Raw genomic sequence first — 14,781 nt, 5'->3', positions numbered from 1 at the left:
CGTAGGGTCGGGGCGTGGTTGGTTTGGGGGTTGCGCCGGCGGTCAGACCCTCGGTGCTGCGGCCGAGGACTGAGGACGGGCTGGGCGATACCGCGCGCGGTTGGTGGGTCACCATCGCGTTGACGGTGATCGCGGCGGTGACGCGGTTCGCGGGGCTGAGTTCGACCACCGATGGCGGGACGCCGGTCTTCGACGAGAAGTATTACGCGCTGCAAGCGCGGGAGATGCTGACCAACGGGATGGGCATCGAGGACAACCCCGGGTATGTGGTCGTGGTGCATCCGCCGGCTGGGAAGCTGTTCATCGCGATCGGCGAGGTGCTGTTCGGGTACGGACCGCTGGGGTGGCGGTTTTCGGCGGCGGTCGCCGGAACTCTGTTGGTACTGCTGGTGATTCGGATCGTCCGGCGGCTGGCACGGTCGACGATGATCGGCGCGATCGCGGGAATTCTGCTGATCGCCGACGGCGTGACCTTGGTGTCGGCGCGGATCGGGATGCTCGATATCTTTCTGACGGTGCTGGTCACGGGGGCGTTCGGCTGCCTGATCGTCGATCGTGACGAGGTCAGGGCACGGATGGCACGCGCCGACGCCGAGGGACGAATCGCGTTGACCTCGTTCGGACCTCGGCTGGGCGTGCGGTGGTGGCGGTTCGCGGCCGGGGTACTGCTCGGATCGGCTTGTGCGACAAAGTGGTCGGGCGCCTACTTCATGGTCGGCTTCGTAATCCTTTGCCTGGGGTTCGATATGGCCGCGCGACGGCGTTACGGCGTGCCTCGCCCGTTCGTCGGCACGATCGTCCGAGATGTCGCACCGGCCGCATTCGCGCTCGTCATCGTGGCGATCGGGGTGTACCTGGGCTCCTTCGCGGGCTGGTTCGCCAGCGAGAGTGCAATCAACCGGCATGCCGTCGGCATCCAGGTCGGTCCCGGCGGGTTCTTCTCGATGGTGCCGGAAATGTTGCGGTCCTTGTGGTTCCAGAATTCCGAGGTGCTCGAGGTGCACACCCACCTGACCAATTCCGCGGGTTTCCACCATACGTGGGAGTCCAAGCCGTGGACGTGGCCGATGGGGTTGCGGCCGATGCTCTACCACTTTCCCGACCCCGCGCAGACCACCGGATGCGGGCAATCGGCGTGCGTGCGGGCGATCATGCTGCTCGGCACTCCGGCGATCTGGTGGCTGGCGCTACCGGCGCTGGGCTGGGCGTTGTGGCAGTCGGTCACCCGGCGCGATTGGCGCTACCTGGCCGTGCTCACCGGCTACGCCGCGGGGTGGCTGCCGTGGTTCGCCGTGCTGGATCGGCAGATGTACTACTTCTACGCCACCGCGATGGCACCGTTCCTGGTCATGCTGCTCGCGCTGGCGCTAGGTCAGATCCTCGGACGCGCCTCGGAGTCCAGCGAGCGTCGTGACACCGGGCTGCTGGTGGTCTGCCTGTACCTGGGCCTGGTCGTCGCGAACTTTGTCTGGAATTACCCGATCCTGACCGCGATGCCGATCACGCAGTCGAACTGGCAGCAGCATCTATGGTTACCGAGCTGGCATTGATCGTGGTTACCTTCCGCGGCAACAGCATTGGCCGTTCACCTCGAATACCACCGGCAACCGGGTGATCAAACTCATGTAGGTGAGGCTTGCCTAACTGGTAAGTTGTCGTTGTAATGGCCGCCATGGACACAATCCATATCACCCGCCGCCGCCTGCTCACGACCGCCTGCGCAGTCGGGCTGGGCGCCGTCGCCACCGCATGTTCCGGGTCCCGTTCGGACGATCAGTACACGGGGCCGGGCGGCTGGTCGTTCACCGACGACCGGGGCAGCACCGTCCACACGAAGGAAGTGCCGTCCCGGATCGTCGCGTTCGTCGGCGCGGCCGCGATGCTCGCGGATTTGGGCCTGCAGGATCGCGTCGTCGGTGTCTTCGGCGAAACTCGCACGCCGGCCGGCGAACTGGCGCCGCTCGCCGGCGATCTCGACCTCGGCAAGGTGACCGTGCTCGGGAACAACTGGGGCGAGTTCAATGTGGAGAAGTACGCGGCGCTCGAACCCGATCTCCTCGTCACCGATATGTATGCGCCCGACCGGCTTTGGTACATCCCGGACGAGAGCAAAGCGAAGATCCTGACGATCAACCCGAACGTGACGGCGGTGCGGGTCTCGCATCGGACACTGCCCGAGACCATCGCCCGCTATTCCGAGCTTGCCCGCGCACTCGGCGCGGATCTCAACGCACCCAAGGCAATCCAGGCGAAGGCTCGATTCGACGCTGCGGCACAGGCGGTTCGGGACGCGGTCGCGCAACGGCCGGGACTGCGCGTCCTGGCCGCCTCGGCCGCGCCGGGCATCTTCTACGTCTCGGATCCGAAAGCCTCTGCCGACCTGAGCTTCTTCGCGGAGCTGGGGGTGGACATCGTCAGGCCGGATCAACTCCCCAAGGACGACTTCTTCGAGCAATTGAGCTGGGAGCACACCGACAAGTACCCGGCCGACCTGATCCTGCTCGACCGCAGATCTACCGGGTTGACCCCGGAAGCGCTGGACGCCAACCCGGTCTGGCGCGGCCTGCCGGCGGTGCGCGCCAATCAGATAGGCAACTGGCAGCCGATCTACCGGTTCTCCCACGCGGGCACCGCACCGCTGCTCGAGGATCTGGCGGCGACCATCCGACGCTCCAGCAAAGTCATCTGACCGGGAGTCACCATGCGCGCCCAAGCTTTTCGCTTCTTCGAGAACGTGCCGGTCCTGCGGACCGAGCTGCTCAGTCCGTCCCAGCTCCGCATCGTCTTCGGCGGTCCGTCGTTGGCGGGCTTCGACAGTGGCGGTCGTGATCAGAGCCTGTCGCTGTTCTTGCCGCACCCCGGTCAGTCCAAGCCGTGGGTGCCGAAAGAGGCCGGGGAGAACTGGTTCGCCGAATGGCGGGCCGCCGATCCCGCGGTCCGGGCGGTGATGCGCGCCTACACCGCGCGCGAGCATCGGCCCGAAACAGGTGAGCTGGATATCGATTTCGTCCCACACGCCGACGGCGGCCCTGCCTCCCGCTGGGCAGCACGGGCCCAACCGGGCGATCGGGTCACCATCCTCGGACCGGCCGACCGCAACAATCGCAGCGTCGCCTTCCGCCCGCCCGTCGACGCCGGCTGCGTCCTCATCGCCGCGGACGAGACGGCCCTGCCCGCCGCGACCAGCATTCTCGAATCGCTGCCCGCGGGCACCGTCGCGAAGGTCTGGATCGAGGTGCCGCACAAGGCCGATCGCCGGGAACTGCGCACCCGGGCCGACGCCGAGATCACCTGGCTGGTGCACGACGAGCGCGAGCGCGGCCGGATCGTGCAGGCGGTCAAGGACGCCGCCTTGCCTGATCAGCGACCCTACGCGTGGATCGCGGGCGAATCCGGTGTCGTGCGCGCGCTGCGCCGCCACCTCGTCACCGAACGGCGTATCCCGAAGGCCGATGTCACCTTTCGCGGCTACTGGCGGCTCGGCGCCACCGAGGACGACCTGCGCAACGAATGAGGCCGCCGGTCCGCCTCCGTCGCAGCTAGAACGACCTTCACGAGCTCTCGGCTTCGAGATCGGTCAAAGTGCTTTATACCTAAAGCTTTAGATGTAAAGTACTTCCTACCGCGACTCGAGGAGAGCGTATGAAGGTCGTGTGCATCGGCGGCGGGCCCGCCGGACTGTACTTCGGGTTGCTGATGAAGCAGCTCAATGCCGATCACGAAGTGACCGTGGTCGAACGGAACCGGCCCTATGACACTTTCGGATGGGGCGTGGTGTTCTCCGACGCCACGATGGAGACGATGCGGGTGTGGGATCGGACCACCGCGGATCGGATCGAGTCGGCGTTCAACCATTGGGATGACATCGAGTTGCGGTTCAAGGGACGCGTTTTGCGTTCGGGCGGACATGGATTCGTGGGGATCGGCCGCAAGAAGCTGTTGAACATCTTGCAGGCTCGATGCGAAGAGGTCGGGGTGAAGCTGGAGTTCGACCGAGAGATCGCCTCCGACAGCGAGTTTCCCGACGCGGACTTGATCGTCGCGGCCGACGGGATCTCCTCCAGGATCCGCGGCAGGCACCAGGACGTCTTCGTACCCGACCTGGTGACCCGCCCGAATCGCTACATCTGGCTCGGCACCGAGAAGCTGTACGACGCCTTCACGTTCGACTTCGTGGAGACCGAGCACGGCTGGTTGCAGGCGCATATCTACAAGTTCGACGAGAACACCAGCACGTTCATCGTCGAGGCGCCCGAACACGTCTGGCGGGCACACGGTCTCGACCAGGCCACGCCGGACGAATCGGTGGCGTTCTGCGAGCGGGTGTTCGCCGACAACCTGCAAGGCGAGAAGTTGATGACGAACTCGCGTCATCTGCCGGGGTCGGGGTGGCAGAACTTCCAGCGGGTCAAATGCGAGAAGTGGTGGCTGCACAACGGCGACAGCCACGTCGTGTTGATGGGCGACGCCGTGCACACCGCGCATTTCGCCATCGGCTCGGGCACCAAGCTGGCACTCGAGGACGCCATCGAGCTGGTACGTCAACTCGGCCAGCACGGCGATACACCCGCGGATCTGCCCAATGTGCTCACGCACTACCAGGAAGTCCGGTCGGTCGATGCGCTGCGCCTACAGAACGCCGCCTGGAACGCGATGGAATGGTTCGAGGTCTGCGGCGAACGGTATTGCGACCAACTCGAACCCGAGCAGTTCATGTACTCGATGCTCACCCGCAGCCAGCGGATCAGCCACGAGAACCTGCGCCTGCGCGACAAGGGCTGGCTGGAGAACTACGAACGCTGGTTCGATGCGCGAGCGGGGCTGCCCCGAACCGCCGAAGAACCCTCCGTCCCACCGATGTTCACGCCCTACGCGGCGCGCTCGGTGACGTTGAAGAATCGGATAGTCGTCTCACCTATGGCCCAGTATTCGGCCGTCCATGGTGTGCCCGGCGACTTCCACCTGGTGCACCTCGGTGCTCGCGCGCAAGGCGGCGCCGGGCTGGTGTTCGCCGAAATGACTTGTGTGAGTGCGACCGGCCGGATCACGCCCGGCTGCCCTGGCCTGTACACCGACGAACAACGGCAGGCCTGGCAGCGCATCGTCGGCTGGGTGCACGACAACACCGACGCGAAAATCGGTATGCAGCTCGGACATTCGGGGGCCAAGGGTTCCACCCGCCGCATGTGGGACGGCACCGATCAACCGCTCACGCCCGAGGACGACGAACCGAACTGGCCGTTGATCTCCGCGTCGCCGCAGCAGTATCTGACGGGGCAGAGCCAGTGGTCGCGCGAGATGACCCGCGCCGACATGGACGAGGTCACGGCCGAGTTCGTCGTCGCTACCCAGCGCACGGCCGAGGCGGGCTTCGACTGGCTCGAATTGCATTGCGCGCACGGCTATCTACTGTCCAGCTTCATCTCGCCACTGACCAATCAGCGCACCGACGAATACGGCGGCTCGCTACCGAACAGGCTGCGCTATCCGTTGGAGGTCTTCGCGGCGGTACGCGCGGCGTGGCCCGCCGATCTTCCTATGTCGGTACGGATTTCGGCACACGACTGGGTCGAGGGCGGCATCACGCCCGCCGACGCTGTCGAGATCGCGAAGCGGTTCAAGGACGCGGGCGCCGATCTCATCGACTGCTCCTCCGGCCAGGTCACCAAGCAGGAACAGCCGACCTTCGGGCGGATGTGGCAGACCCCGTTCGCCGACCGGGTCCGTCAGGAGGCGGGAATTCCGACGATCGCCGTCGGGGCGATCTCCGAGGCCGACCATGTGAACAGCATCGTCGCCGCCGGTCGAGCCGACCTGTGCGCCATCGCCCGCCCGCACCTGGCGAACCCGTCCTGGACCCTCACCGAGGCGGCCAAGATCGGCTTCACCGAGCTCGGCTGGCCCAAGCAATACCGCGCCGCCAAACGGCAATTCGAAGCGAACATCCAACGCCAGCAGGCCGCCGCCGCGGCCGGGAAGGCCTGACCGGCATGCCCGACGACACCCCACGCGATCTCGCCGACCGGCACGCGCTGGTCACCGGCGGATCACGCGGCATCGGCGCCGCGATCGCGCACCGGCTCGCGGGCGCGGGCGCGCGCCTCACCCTGCTGTCGCGCGACTTCGCCCGGGCCACCGAAACCGTTGCGCGACTGCCGAAGTCGGCGCAGGCGCACGCCATTGCCTGTGACATCACCGATCCGGAAGCCATCGCCGCCGCGTTCACCGACGCTCGCCTGAAGCACGGCGCGATCGACATCCTGATCAACAACGCAGGCCAGGCGGCGAGCGCACCGTTGCGCCGCACCACCGACGAGCTGTGGCAGAACATGTTGGCCGTCAACCTGACCGGCACCTTCCTGTGCACGCGCAGCGCGCTCCCCGACATGCTCGCGAGCGGCCGTGGCCGCGTGATCAACATCGCCAGCACGGCCGGGCTGCGTGGCTACCCCTATGTCACCGCCTATGCGGCGGCCAAGCACGGCGTGATCGGCCTGACCCGTTCTCTCGCACTGGAACTCGCGGGAACGCCGATCACGGTGAACGCGATCTGCCCCGGCTTCACCGACACCGACCTGTTGCAGGAGAGCGTGACCCACGTGATCGAGACGACCGGCCGCAGCGCCGACGCCGCCCGCGCCGCCTTCACCAGGCACAACCCGCAGGGCCGGCTGATCGAGCCACACGAGGTCGCCGCCACCGTCGCCTGGCTCTGCTCGGATGCCGCGGATTCGCTGACCGGACAGTCGATTTCGATCAGCGGCGGGGAGGTGATGTGAGGTGACCACCAGCGAGCTCGGGGACGAGCGCATCGGCATGGAGGCCCGCACGGTCTCCGGCGACCATCTCGACGTGCGGCTGTGGTTGCGCTTGCTGGCCACCACCAACGAGATCGAGCAGGAGATCCGCACCCGGCTGCGGGTCCGGTTCGCCACGACCCTCCCCCGCTTCGACTATCTGGCCCAGCTCGACCGGCATCACGACGGCCTGCGGATGAGCGCGCTGTCCCGCTATCTGATGGTGACCGGCGGCAATGTCACCGGCCTGACCGATCAGCTGGTGGCCGAGGGCTGGGTCGACCGGATCCCGGACCCGGTGGACAAGCGCGCGACGCTGGTCCGGCTCACCGAGCTCGGGCGCGAGCGTTTCGAAGAGATGGCCGTCGAACACGAACGCTGGCTGACCGAGATGTTCGCCGGTTTCGGGCGCGGCGACGAACAGGCGCTGTTCGATCTGCTCGGGCAGTTGCGGGTCCATCTCGCCGCAACGGCCGACCCCTCCCCCGTATCGAATCACCAGGACCGCTCATGACCCAGCACCTCGACCCCGCGCTGCGCGAGGCCAACCGCGTCACCCTCGCCGGCTACACCGCCATCCACTTCCAGTGGGACGTGCACGAGGGTGTCGGCACGATCATGCTCGATCGGCCGGATCGCAAGAACCCGCTGACCTTCGACTCCTATGCCGAGCTGCGAGATCTGTTCCGCCGCTTGGCCTATGCCGAGGACGTCGCGGTGATCGTGCTGCACGGCGCGGGCGAGAACTTCTGCTCCGGCGGCGATGTGCACGACATCATCGGCCCGTTGATCGCGATGCCCGCGCCCGAGCTGCTGATGTTCACCCGGATGACCGGCGATCTGGTCAAGGCGATGCGCGCGTGTCCGCAGCCGATCGTGGCCGCCGTCGACGGCGTCTGCGCCGGGGCGGGCGCGATTCTCGCGATGGCGTCGGACCTGCGCGTCGGAACCGCCCGCAGCGCAACGGCGTTCCTGTTCACCCGGGTCGGCCTCGCGGGGTGCGACATGGGCGCCTGCGCGATCCTGCCGCGCATCATCGGGCAGGGTCGCGCGTCCGAATTGCTGTACACCGGACGGGCGATGACCGGCGACGAGGCCTACGCGTGGGGGTTCTACAACCAACTGGCCGAGCCGGAGCAACTGCTCGATACCGCCGGACAGCTCGCGCGCCGGCTGGCCGAGGGACCGACCTTCGCCCAGGGCATCACCAAAACCATGCTGCACCAGGAATGGTCGATGACGGTGGACCAGGCCATCGAGGCCGAGGCGCAGGCGCAAGCCCTCTGCATGCTCACCGAGGACTTCAAACGCGCCTATCACGCGTTCCGGGACAAGCAGCGCCCGAAGTTCGAAGGGAACTAGCCATGACCGAAGCACACTGGGAATGGCCGTTTTTCGAGGACGAGCATCGGAAACTGGCCGGCGCGCTGCACGACTGGGCGACCGAGCATCTGAACAGCGGCACCAGTACCGACGTCGACGCCCGCTGCCGGCGGCTGGTCCGCGTGCTCGGCGACGCGGGCTGGCTTCGACACACCGTCGCCGGGCCGGAGTTCGGCGGTAACCGCGATCAGATCGACACGCGGGCAATCTGTCTCGCCCGCGAGATCCTCGCCGAACACAACGAGCTCGCCGACTTCGCTTTCGCCATGCAGGGACTCGGCTCGGGCGCGATCAGCCTCGCCGGGACCGAGGAGCAGAAGCGGCGCTATCTGCCCCGGGTGGCCGCCGGTAAGGCGATAGCCGCGTTCGCGCTCTCCGAAACCGATGCGGGCTCCGACGCCGCCGCGCTGGCCTGCACCGCGCGCGCCGACGGCGACGGATATGTCCTCGACGGCGCGAAGACGTGGATCTCCAACGGCGGCATCGCCGATTTCTACGTCGTGTTCTCCCGCACCGGCGAAGCCGCAGGCGCCCGCGGCATCTCGGCCTTCATCGTCGACGCGGACACCCCGGGACTGCACATCGCCGAACGCATCGACGTGATCGCCCCGCATCCGCTGGCCCGGTTGCGTTTCGACGGTTGCCGAGTACCGGCCACCCAGCTGATCGGCGACCCGGGAAGGGGTTTCGCGCTCGCCATGCGCACCCTCGACGTCTTCCGGACCTCGGTGGCCGCCGCGGCCGTCGGTTTCGCCCGCCGCGCCATGGCCGAGGCACTCGCCAGGGCGACCTCGCGCCGCATGTTCGGCGGGGTGCTGTCCGACTTCCAGCTGACCCAGGCCGAACTAGCCCAGATGGCGACCACGATCGATTCGACGGCGCTGCTCACCTATCGCGCGGCCTGGCAACGCGATCAAGGGCGACCCGTCACCCGCGAGGCGGCCATGGCCAAGATGGCGGCGACCGAAGGCGCGCAACGGGTTATCGATGCCGCCGTTCAGATGTGGGGTGCGCTCGGAGTGGTCAGCGACCAGCCGGTCGAGCGGCTCTACCGCGACATCCGCGCCCTGCGCATCTACGAGGGCGCCACCGAAGTACAGCAACTGATCATCGCCCGCGAACTCCTTCGAGACGCCACCACCGATTCGGCGTCTTGATCCACGATTTTCCCTCTCTCCCACAAGGTTCGACCATGAAAAGCGCGCACATCGACACCTTCGCCCGCGACCACCTGCCGCCGCTCGATCAGTGGCCGGACCTCGTGTTCGACGCACCCGAGCTGCGGTTCCCGGACCAACTCAATTGCGCCGCCGAGCTTCTCGATCGCCAGCTGGAAATCGGCGACGGCGATCGGCTGTGCGTGCAGGCACCCGGCGGACCGCGCTGGAGCTATGCCGACCTGCACGAGCACGCGAATCGCATTGCGGCCGTGCTGGTGCAGGACATGGGTCTCGTGCCGGGCAACCGGGTGCTGCTGGATGCCCCGAACAACCCCATGCTGGCGGCGTGCTGGTTCGCCGTGCTGAAGGCAGGTGGCATTGCCGTGACGGCCATGCCGTTGCTGCGGGTCAAGGAACTCACCCAGATCGTCGACAAGGCGCGAATCACGCACGCGCTCTGCGATTCCGCGCTCGCATCGCGACTCGAGGCGGTAGTGGCCGCCTGCCCGACGCTGGATCAGGTGCGCTATTTCAACAGCCCCGCCGCCGACGGACTCGAAGCGCTGATGACCCGCCACGACGGACAATTCGACACCGTCGCCACCGCCGCCGACGACGTCTGCCTCATCGCCTTCACCTCCGGCACCACCGGCGTGCCGAAAGCGACCGTGCACTTCCATCGCGATGTCATGGCGATCTGCCACTGCTTCCCGCAGCACATCCTGCGGCCGGAGCCCGACGACGTGTTCATCGGCAGTCCGCCACTGGCTTTCACGTTCGGCCTGGGCGGGCTGCTGTTGTTTCCCATGTCCGTCGGCGCGTCCACGGTGCTGCTCGAACAGGCAGGTCCGCCGCAACTGCTCGACGCGATCGAGACCTTCGGTGCGACAGTACTTTTCACCGCCCCGACGTCGTACCGGATCCTCGCCCGCCACGATCTGCGCGGCACCACGTTGCGCAAATGCGTCTCGGCGGGTGAATCGTTGCCGCCGAGCACCCGCACCCGATGGCGCGACGCCACCGGCATCGAACTGATCGACGGCATCGGCGCCACCGAGATGCTGCACATCTTCATCTCCGCCGACGAAGCACACGCCAGACCGGGCGCGACCGGCAAGGCGGTACCCGGGTATGAAGCACGCGTCGTGGACGAGGACGGAAATACCCTGGGCCCCGGCGAGATCGGCCTGCTCGCGGTGCGCGGCCCAACGGGTTGCCGCTATCTCGCCGATGACCGGCAGACCGTCTATGTGCGCGACGGCTGGAACTACACCGGCGACGCCTATTCCATGGACCCGGACGGCTATTTCCATTATCAGGCCCGCTCGGACGACATGATCGTGTCGTCCGGCTACAACATCGCCGCACCCGAGGTCGAGGACGCGCTGGCCGGGCATTTCGCGGTCGCCGACTGCGCCGTGGTCGGCGTGCCCGACGAGGATCGCGGCCAGATCGTGAAGGCGTACGTGGTGCTGCGCGAGGAGATCGAGACCCGCGACGGAATGGTGGAGGAATTGCAGGACTTCGTGAAACAGACGGTGGCCCCGTACAAGTACCCGAGGGCCATCGCCTTCGTGGACGCGCTGCCGCGCACGCCCACCGGCAAGCTGCAACGCTTTCGGCTGCGCGAAATCGGTGCGGTGCACGGCGATTCGGCGGCCACGGCATGAGGATCCTGCAACCTCCGGGCTGGCCGCGCCCGCGTGGCTACGCGAACGGCATTGCCGCACGCGGCGAACTGGTGTTCGTGGCCGGCATGATCGGCTGGGACGCCGACGGCGTGTTCCACTCCGACGACATCGCCGACCAGGTGCGCCAGACGCTGCTGAACATCGTGGCGGTGCTCGCCGAGGCCGGCGCCGGACCCGCGCATATCGTCCGAATGACCTGGTACGTCACCGATGTCGATGCCTACGTGCGCGCGTACCGGGAGATCGGCGTCGCCTTCCGCGAGATCATCGGCGGGTTCGGCGCCGCAATGACCGCCGTCGAGGTGTCCCGCCTCGTCGAACCGGACGCCAAGGTCGAGATCGAGGTCACGGCCGTGATTCCGGACTCGCCGCCACCCGAGCAGGAGTGAACTCATGGGAGCTGTAGTCGAGACCACGGCCGGATCCGTCGAAGGTCGCACCGACGGTGAGCTTTTCGTCTTCAAGGGCATCCCGTACGCCGCCGCACCGGACGGCGCGCTGCGCATGCAGGCGCCGGTCCCGGTCGCCGCATGGGACGGTGTCCGGCCTGCGTTCGAATACAGCTCCGCCCCACCCCAATTGCCGTTGACGCCCGGCACGCCGCCGCTGTGGCGCCCCGCCGACGGTCTCGACTGCCTCAGCGTGAACGTCTGGACGCCCGGCGGCGCGGGCGACCGGTTGCCGGTCATGGTGTGGATCCACGGCGGCGGCTGGAAGGCGGGCTCGTCCAGCGATCCGGCGCACGACGGTGCGATCCTGGCCCGCGGCGGCGTGGTGCTGGTGACGCTCAACTACCGAGTCGGCTTCGAGGGCTTCGGTTTCGTGCCCGGCGCGCCCGCCAATCGCGGCTTCCTCGATCAGACCGCGGCGCTGCGCTGGGTGCACGACAATATCGCCGGGTTCGGCGGCGACCCGGACAACGTCACCCTGTTCGGCGAATCCGGCGGCGGATTGTCCATCGCCGCTTTGCTTTCCGCGCCCGCCGCGCGCGGACTGTTCCGCCGGGCCATCGTGCAGAGCCCGGCCGCACGCCTGCTGGCGGCGCCGGAGTCGCGGCGGATCGCCGAGATCATCGCCGCCGCACTCGGTGTCGGGCTCGATGACCTCGCGACGCAGTCGCCGATCGCGCTGCTGTCGGTGCAGGACGAGCCGCTCGCCGCGATGGAGGCCGACCCCGGCGCCTGGACCACCCCGGAGGCGATCACCGCCTTCACCCCGATCATCGACGGCGTCACCGTGGTGGACAAGCCCTGGCTCGCACTGAGTTCGGGGGTCGCCCGCGACATCGATCTGATCTCCGGTTCTACGCACGACGAGTTCACTCTGTTCGCGCTGAGTCGCGGGCTGCTCCAGCCGAGCGCATCGGCGATGATCAAAGGACTGCCGACCTTCGCGCGCATGACCGCCCGCGGTTTGCGCAGGCACGGCCTGCCGCCGACCCCGCGCCGGACTCGGCTGCGCACGGTCGACTTGTCCACTACCGCTGCGCATCTGGGACTTCCGCCGTCGGCGCCCGCCGCCTATCGTGCCGCGTACCCAACTTCCACCGATGCGCAGCTCTACACGGTCATGTACTCCGACGCGATGTTCCGCATGCCCGCCATCTGGCTCGCCGAGGCGCACACCGCCGCGGGCGGGCGCAGCCACGTCTACGACTTCACCTGGGCCAGCCCGGCTCTCGGCGGCATCCTCGGCGCCTGCCACGTCGCCGATATCCCGGCCACCCTCGGCAATACCGACAGCCCGCTAGCTACTTTCGTGCTCGGCGGACCACGGCCGCCGGACAGCATGCTCCGGCTGTCCGAACAGCTCCGCTCCTCCTGGATCTCCTTCGCCACCACCGGAGATCCCGGCTGGCCCGAATTCACGCCGGACCGATCGCTGACCCGGATCTGGAACAGCGAACCCACGGTCGCCGCCAACCCGCTGGCCGCGTCCCGCCGGATCTGGCAAGGACTTTCGGACAACTGATCGATCAGGGGCCCGCATCGACTTCCGTCTTGAGCTGGTCGGCGGTTTCGCCGAGGAGCGGGATGGTGGCTTCGGGGTCGGGGTTGGCCGGATCCGGCTTGGCCGGGACCGGCATGGGCGGGTCGGCGGTGGCGCAATCCACATTTGCGGCAGGAAGTTTCGCGTCGAGCAGGTAGGCGTTGACGGCGTCGTTGACGCAGACGTTCGCCGGTTCGGCGGCGTAGAGGCCGTGCGCGCCTTCGTTGTGCACCACGATCAGCACGCTGTCCAGGGCCTTGGCCATATTCTGGCCGTCGACGAGCGAGGTCTGGGTGTCGCCGTCGGACTGGACCACCAGTCCGCGTGGGTATTTCGGTGCGCCGACCTTGACCAGCGGTTCGGCCTTGCCGGTGTGGAAGGAACAGGCGTTGGGGCCGAGCTGGCCGACGGTGTTGCCGTACGGGAAAGTGTCTCGGGCCGAACGCATGTCGCGGAAGTAGACCTCCATGTCGGTCGGCCAGTCCCAATCACACAGCACAGCAGCGTTTACCGCGTCGGACATGTCCTTGTCGTCGCCGTCGCGTTCGGTGACCGCTTCGTCGTCGAGGGCGTCCGCCGTTTGCACGGCGTGCTGGTTGCTCTTGTCCACCTCGGGGCGCGGCGGTGCGCCGTGAACCTCGTCGAGCACGTAGTGCATGCTCTTGGCGAAGGACGCCCAGGACTTGCGATAGCGGGTGAATTCGCCTACAGCGCCGTCGAAGTCGTCGCGGTTGTCGAAGCCGCCGACCGGGTGCTTGGTGATCGCGTCAGCGATGGTGTCGATGGAACCGCGCACCGCCGACGAGGTCGCGCCGAGCTGGAACACCGCGTCACGCTCGGCCGTCCAGGCGGCCCAGTCCTCGAAGTTCTTCTTGGTCGCCGCGGCGTTGTTCACATCGCCTTCGCGCCAGCTGACCCGCGGATCCATCGAGGAGTCGAGCACATTCCGGTTCAGGTGCTCGGGAAACATCTCGCCGTAGACCGCGCCGAGCCAGGTGCCGTAGGAGACGCCGAGGTAGTTGATCATGGACTCGCCGAGTTGGCCGCGGATGTTGTCCATGTCGCGGGCGGTGTTCATGGTGGTCACATAGCGGCGGAATTCACCGCCGGTCTGTGCGCACGCCGCTTCCTTGGCCTTGGCCTGCTCGACGAGTTGGATCAGGTCGTTGTCGGTGGGCCGGCTCTGCGAGGAAATCGGGAATCGGGTTTCGTCGATGGGCGCGCAGGCGGCCAGGTTCGTCGATTTGCCCACGCCGCGCACATCGATGCCGATGATGTCGTAGACCTGCCCGATCGGCTGTTCGGCATATCCGGTCGGCATGGCCAATCCCGCGCCGCCGGGGCCGCCGGGATTGGTGAACAGCACGCCGAGGCGTCGTTCCGGATCTTTCGCGCCGGATCGGCTGATCGCGATATCTATCTGTCCGAGACCGGGATTGCGGTAATCCATCGGAACCTGCACTGTGGCGCATTCCAGGCTCGCGAGTTCTTCGCCTTCGCACGCCGCCCATTGCACGCTCGATGCCGGGCGCTCCTGCACGGACGCTTTGTCGGCCGGCCGGGCCGGCGACTCCGATCTACTACAGGCTGGCGCGAAGATCGCGGCCAACGCGAGCGCCGCGACCAGCACCGCCAACGGGCCGGTGCTGACCTCCGGCTGCTGTTGCGCAACGGGTTGCCGAGGCGCGACATGCCGAGCGATAGCAGCGAACTTCCTGATTGCCATGATCGACTCCCCTGGTCCCCATCGAATGAAAGACA

The 14,781-nt window shown here is 67.3% G+C and carries 12 protein-coding genes; 11 read left to right on the top strand and 1 reads right to left on the bottom strand.

The features are described 5' to 3' along the window. Positions 1 to 23 precede the first annotated feature (23 nt). The 11 genes from F3087_RS27915 to F3087_RS27865 all read left to right on the top strand — a co-directional run bounded on the left by F3087_RS27915 (position 24) and on the right by F3087_RS27865 (position 13,002). On the top strand, positions 24 to 1,550 hold the full coding sequence (locus F3087_RS27915; protein WP_191094200.1) for a dolichyl-phosphate-mannose--protein mannosyltransferase: 1,527 nt from the start codon (positions 24 to 26) through the stop codon (positions 1,548 to 1,550). Between the two features lie 122 nt (positions 1,551 to 1,672). After that, positions 1,673 to 2,689, top strand: a complete 1,017-nt coding sequence (locus F3087_RS27910) for an ABC transporter substrate-binding protein (RefSeq protein WP_223885398.1) — start codon at positions 1,673 to 1,675, stop codon at positions 2,687 to 2,689. A gap of 12 nt (positions 2,690 to 2,701) precedes the next feature. Next, the gene (locus tag F3087_RS27905) at positions 2,702 to 3,514 is read left to right on the top strand and encodes a siderophore-interacting protein (protein WP_150405022.1); all 813 of its coding nucleotides are present in this window, start codon (positions 2,702 to 2,704) and stop codon (positions 3,512 to 3,514) included. Between the two features lie 128 nt (positions 3,515 to 3,642). After that, complete coding sequence (locus F3087_RS27900) at positions 3,643 to 5,985, top strand: bifunctional salicylyl-CoA 5-hydroxylase/oxidoreductase (RefSeq protein WP_150405021.1); 2,343 nt, start codon at positions 3,643 to 3,645, stop codon at positions 5,983 to 5,985. A 5-nt stretch (positions 5,986 to 5,990) separates the two neighbouring features. Next, the gene (locus F3087_RS27895) at positions 5,991 to 6,779 is read left to right on the top strand and encodes an SDR family NAD(P)-dependent oxidoreductase (RefSeq protein WP_150405020.1); all 789 of its coding nucleotides are present in this window, start codon (positions 5,991 to 5,993) and stop codon (positions 6,777 to 6,779) included. 1 nt (position 6,780) lies between these two features. Next, positions 6,781 to 7,311, top strand: a complete 531-nt coding sequence (locus F3087_RS27890) for a MarR family winged helix-turn-helix transcriptional regulator (RefSeq protein ID WP_223885397.1) — start codon at positions 6,781 to 6,783, stop codon at positions 7,309 to 7,311. Then, positions 7,308 to 8,159 carry an enoyl-CoA hydratase family protein gene (locus F3087_RS27885; RefSeq protein WP_150405019.1) on the top strand — a complete coding sequence of 284 codons (852 nt, stop codon included), beginning with the start codon at positions 7,308 to 7,310 and terminating at the stop codon, positions 8,157 to 8,159. Before F3087_RS27890 ends, F3087_RS27885 begins: the two co-directional genes overlap by 4 nt. A gap of 2 nt (positions 8,160 to 8,161) precedes the next feature. Next, positions 8,162 to 9,337, top strand: coding sequence for an acyl-CoA dehydrogenase family protein (locus F3087_RS27880; RefSeq protein ID WP_150405018.1), 1,176 nt, complete (start codon positions 8,162 to 8,164; stop codon positions 9,335 to 9,337). A 35-nt stretch (positions 9,338 to 9,372) separates the two neighbouring features. Further along, a complete protein-coding gene (locus F3087_RS27875) occupies positions 9,373 to 11,010 on the top strand; it encodes an AMP-binding protein (protein ID WP_150405017.1) in 1,638 nt (545 codons plus the stop codon). Next, complete coding sequence (locus F3087_RS27870; protein WP_150405016.1) at positions 11,007 to 11,420, top strand: RidA family protein; 414 nt, start codon at positions 11,007 to 11,009, stop codon at positions 11,418 to 11,420. Before F3087_RS27875 ends, F3087_RS27870 begins: the two co-directional genes overlap by 4 nt. Positions 11,421 to 11,424: 4 nt before the next feature. Further along, positions 11,425 to 13,002 (top strand): carboxylesterase/lipase family protein, encoded by a 1,578-nt coding sequence (locus F3087_RS27865; protein ID WP_150405015.1) that lies wholly within the window; start codon positions 11,425 to 11,427, stop codon positions 13,000 to 13,002. Positions 13,003 to 13,006: 4 nt separating this feature from the next. On the opposite strand, the gene F3087_RS27860 is transcribed toward F3087_RS27865, so the two are convergent. Continuing rightward, complete coding sequence (locus F3087_RS27860; protein ID WP_191094169.1) at positions 13,007 to 14,746, bottom strand: alpha/beta fold hydrolase; 1,740 nt, start codon at positions 14,744 to 14,746, stop codon at positions 13,007 to 13,009. Positions 14,747 to 14,781 lie beyond the last annotated feature (35 nt).

This window comes from Nocardia colli, assembly GCF_008704205.1.
In the GTDB taxonomy this organism is placed as follows: domain Bacteria; phylum Actinomycetota; class Actinomycetes; order Mycobacteriales; family Mycobacteriaceae; genus Nocardia; species Nocardia colli.
The sequence above is the reverse complement of the archived record's forward strand: the minus strand, read 5'-3'. Positions and strand labels throughout refer to the sequence as shown.

Bases quoted from the DNA above. Each gene is read 5' to 3' on its own strand.
- F3087_RS27910 (WP_223885398.1), top strand. From the start codon at position 1,673: ATGGACACAATCCATATCACCCGCCGCCGCCTGCTCACGACCGCCTGC.
- F3087_RS27905 (WP_150405022.1), top strand. From the start codon at position 2,702: ATGCGCGCCCAAGCTTTTCGCTTCTTCGAGAACGTGCCGGTCCTGCGG.
- F3087_RS27900 (WP_150405021.1), top strand. From the start codon at position 3,643: ATGAAGGTCGTGTGCATCGGCGGCGGGCCCGCCGGACTGTACTTCGGG.
- F3087_RS27895 (WP_150405020.1), top strand. From the start codon at position 5,991: ATGCCCGACGACACCCCACGCGATCTCGCCGACCGGCACGCGCTGGTC.
- F3087_RS27885 (WP_150405019.1), top strand. From the start codon at position 7,308: ATGACCCAGCACCTCGACCCCGCGCTGCGCGAGGCCAACCGCGTCACC.
- F3087_RS27880 (WP_150405018.1), top strand. From the start codon at position 8,162: ATGACCGAAGCACACTGGGAATGGCCGTTTTTCGAGGACGAGCATCGG.
- F3087_RS27875 (WP_150405017.1), top strand. From the start codon at position 9,373: ATGAAAAGCGCGCACATCGACACCTTCGCCCGCGACCACCTGCCGCCG.
- F3087_RS27870 (WP_150405016.1), top strand. From the start codon at position 11,007: ATGAGGATCCTGCAACCTCCGGGCTGGCCGCGCCCGCGTGGCTACGCG.
- F3087_RS27865 (WP_150405015.1), top strand. From the start codon at position 11,425: ATGGGAGCTGTAGTCGAGACCACGGCCGGATCCGTCGAAGGTCGCACC.
- F3087_RS27860 (WP_191094169.1), bottom strand. From the start codon at position 14,746: ATGGCAATCAGGAAGTTCGCTGCTATCGCTCGGCATGTCGCGCCTCGG.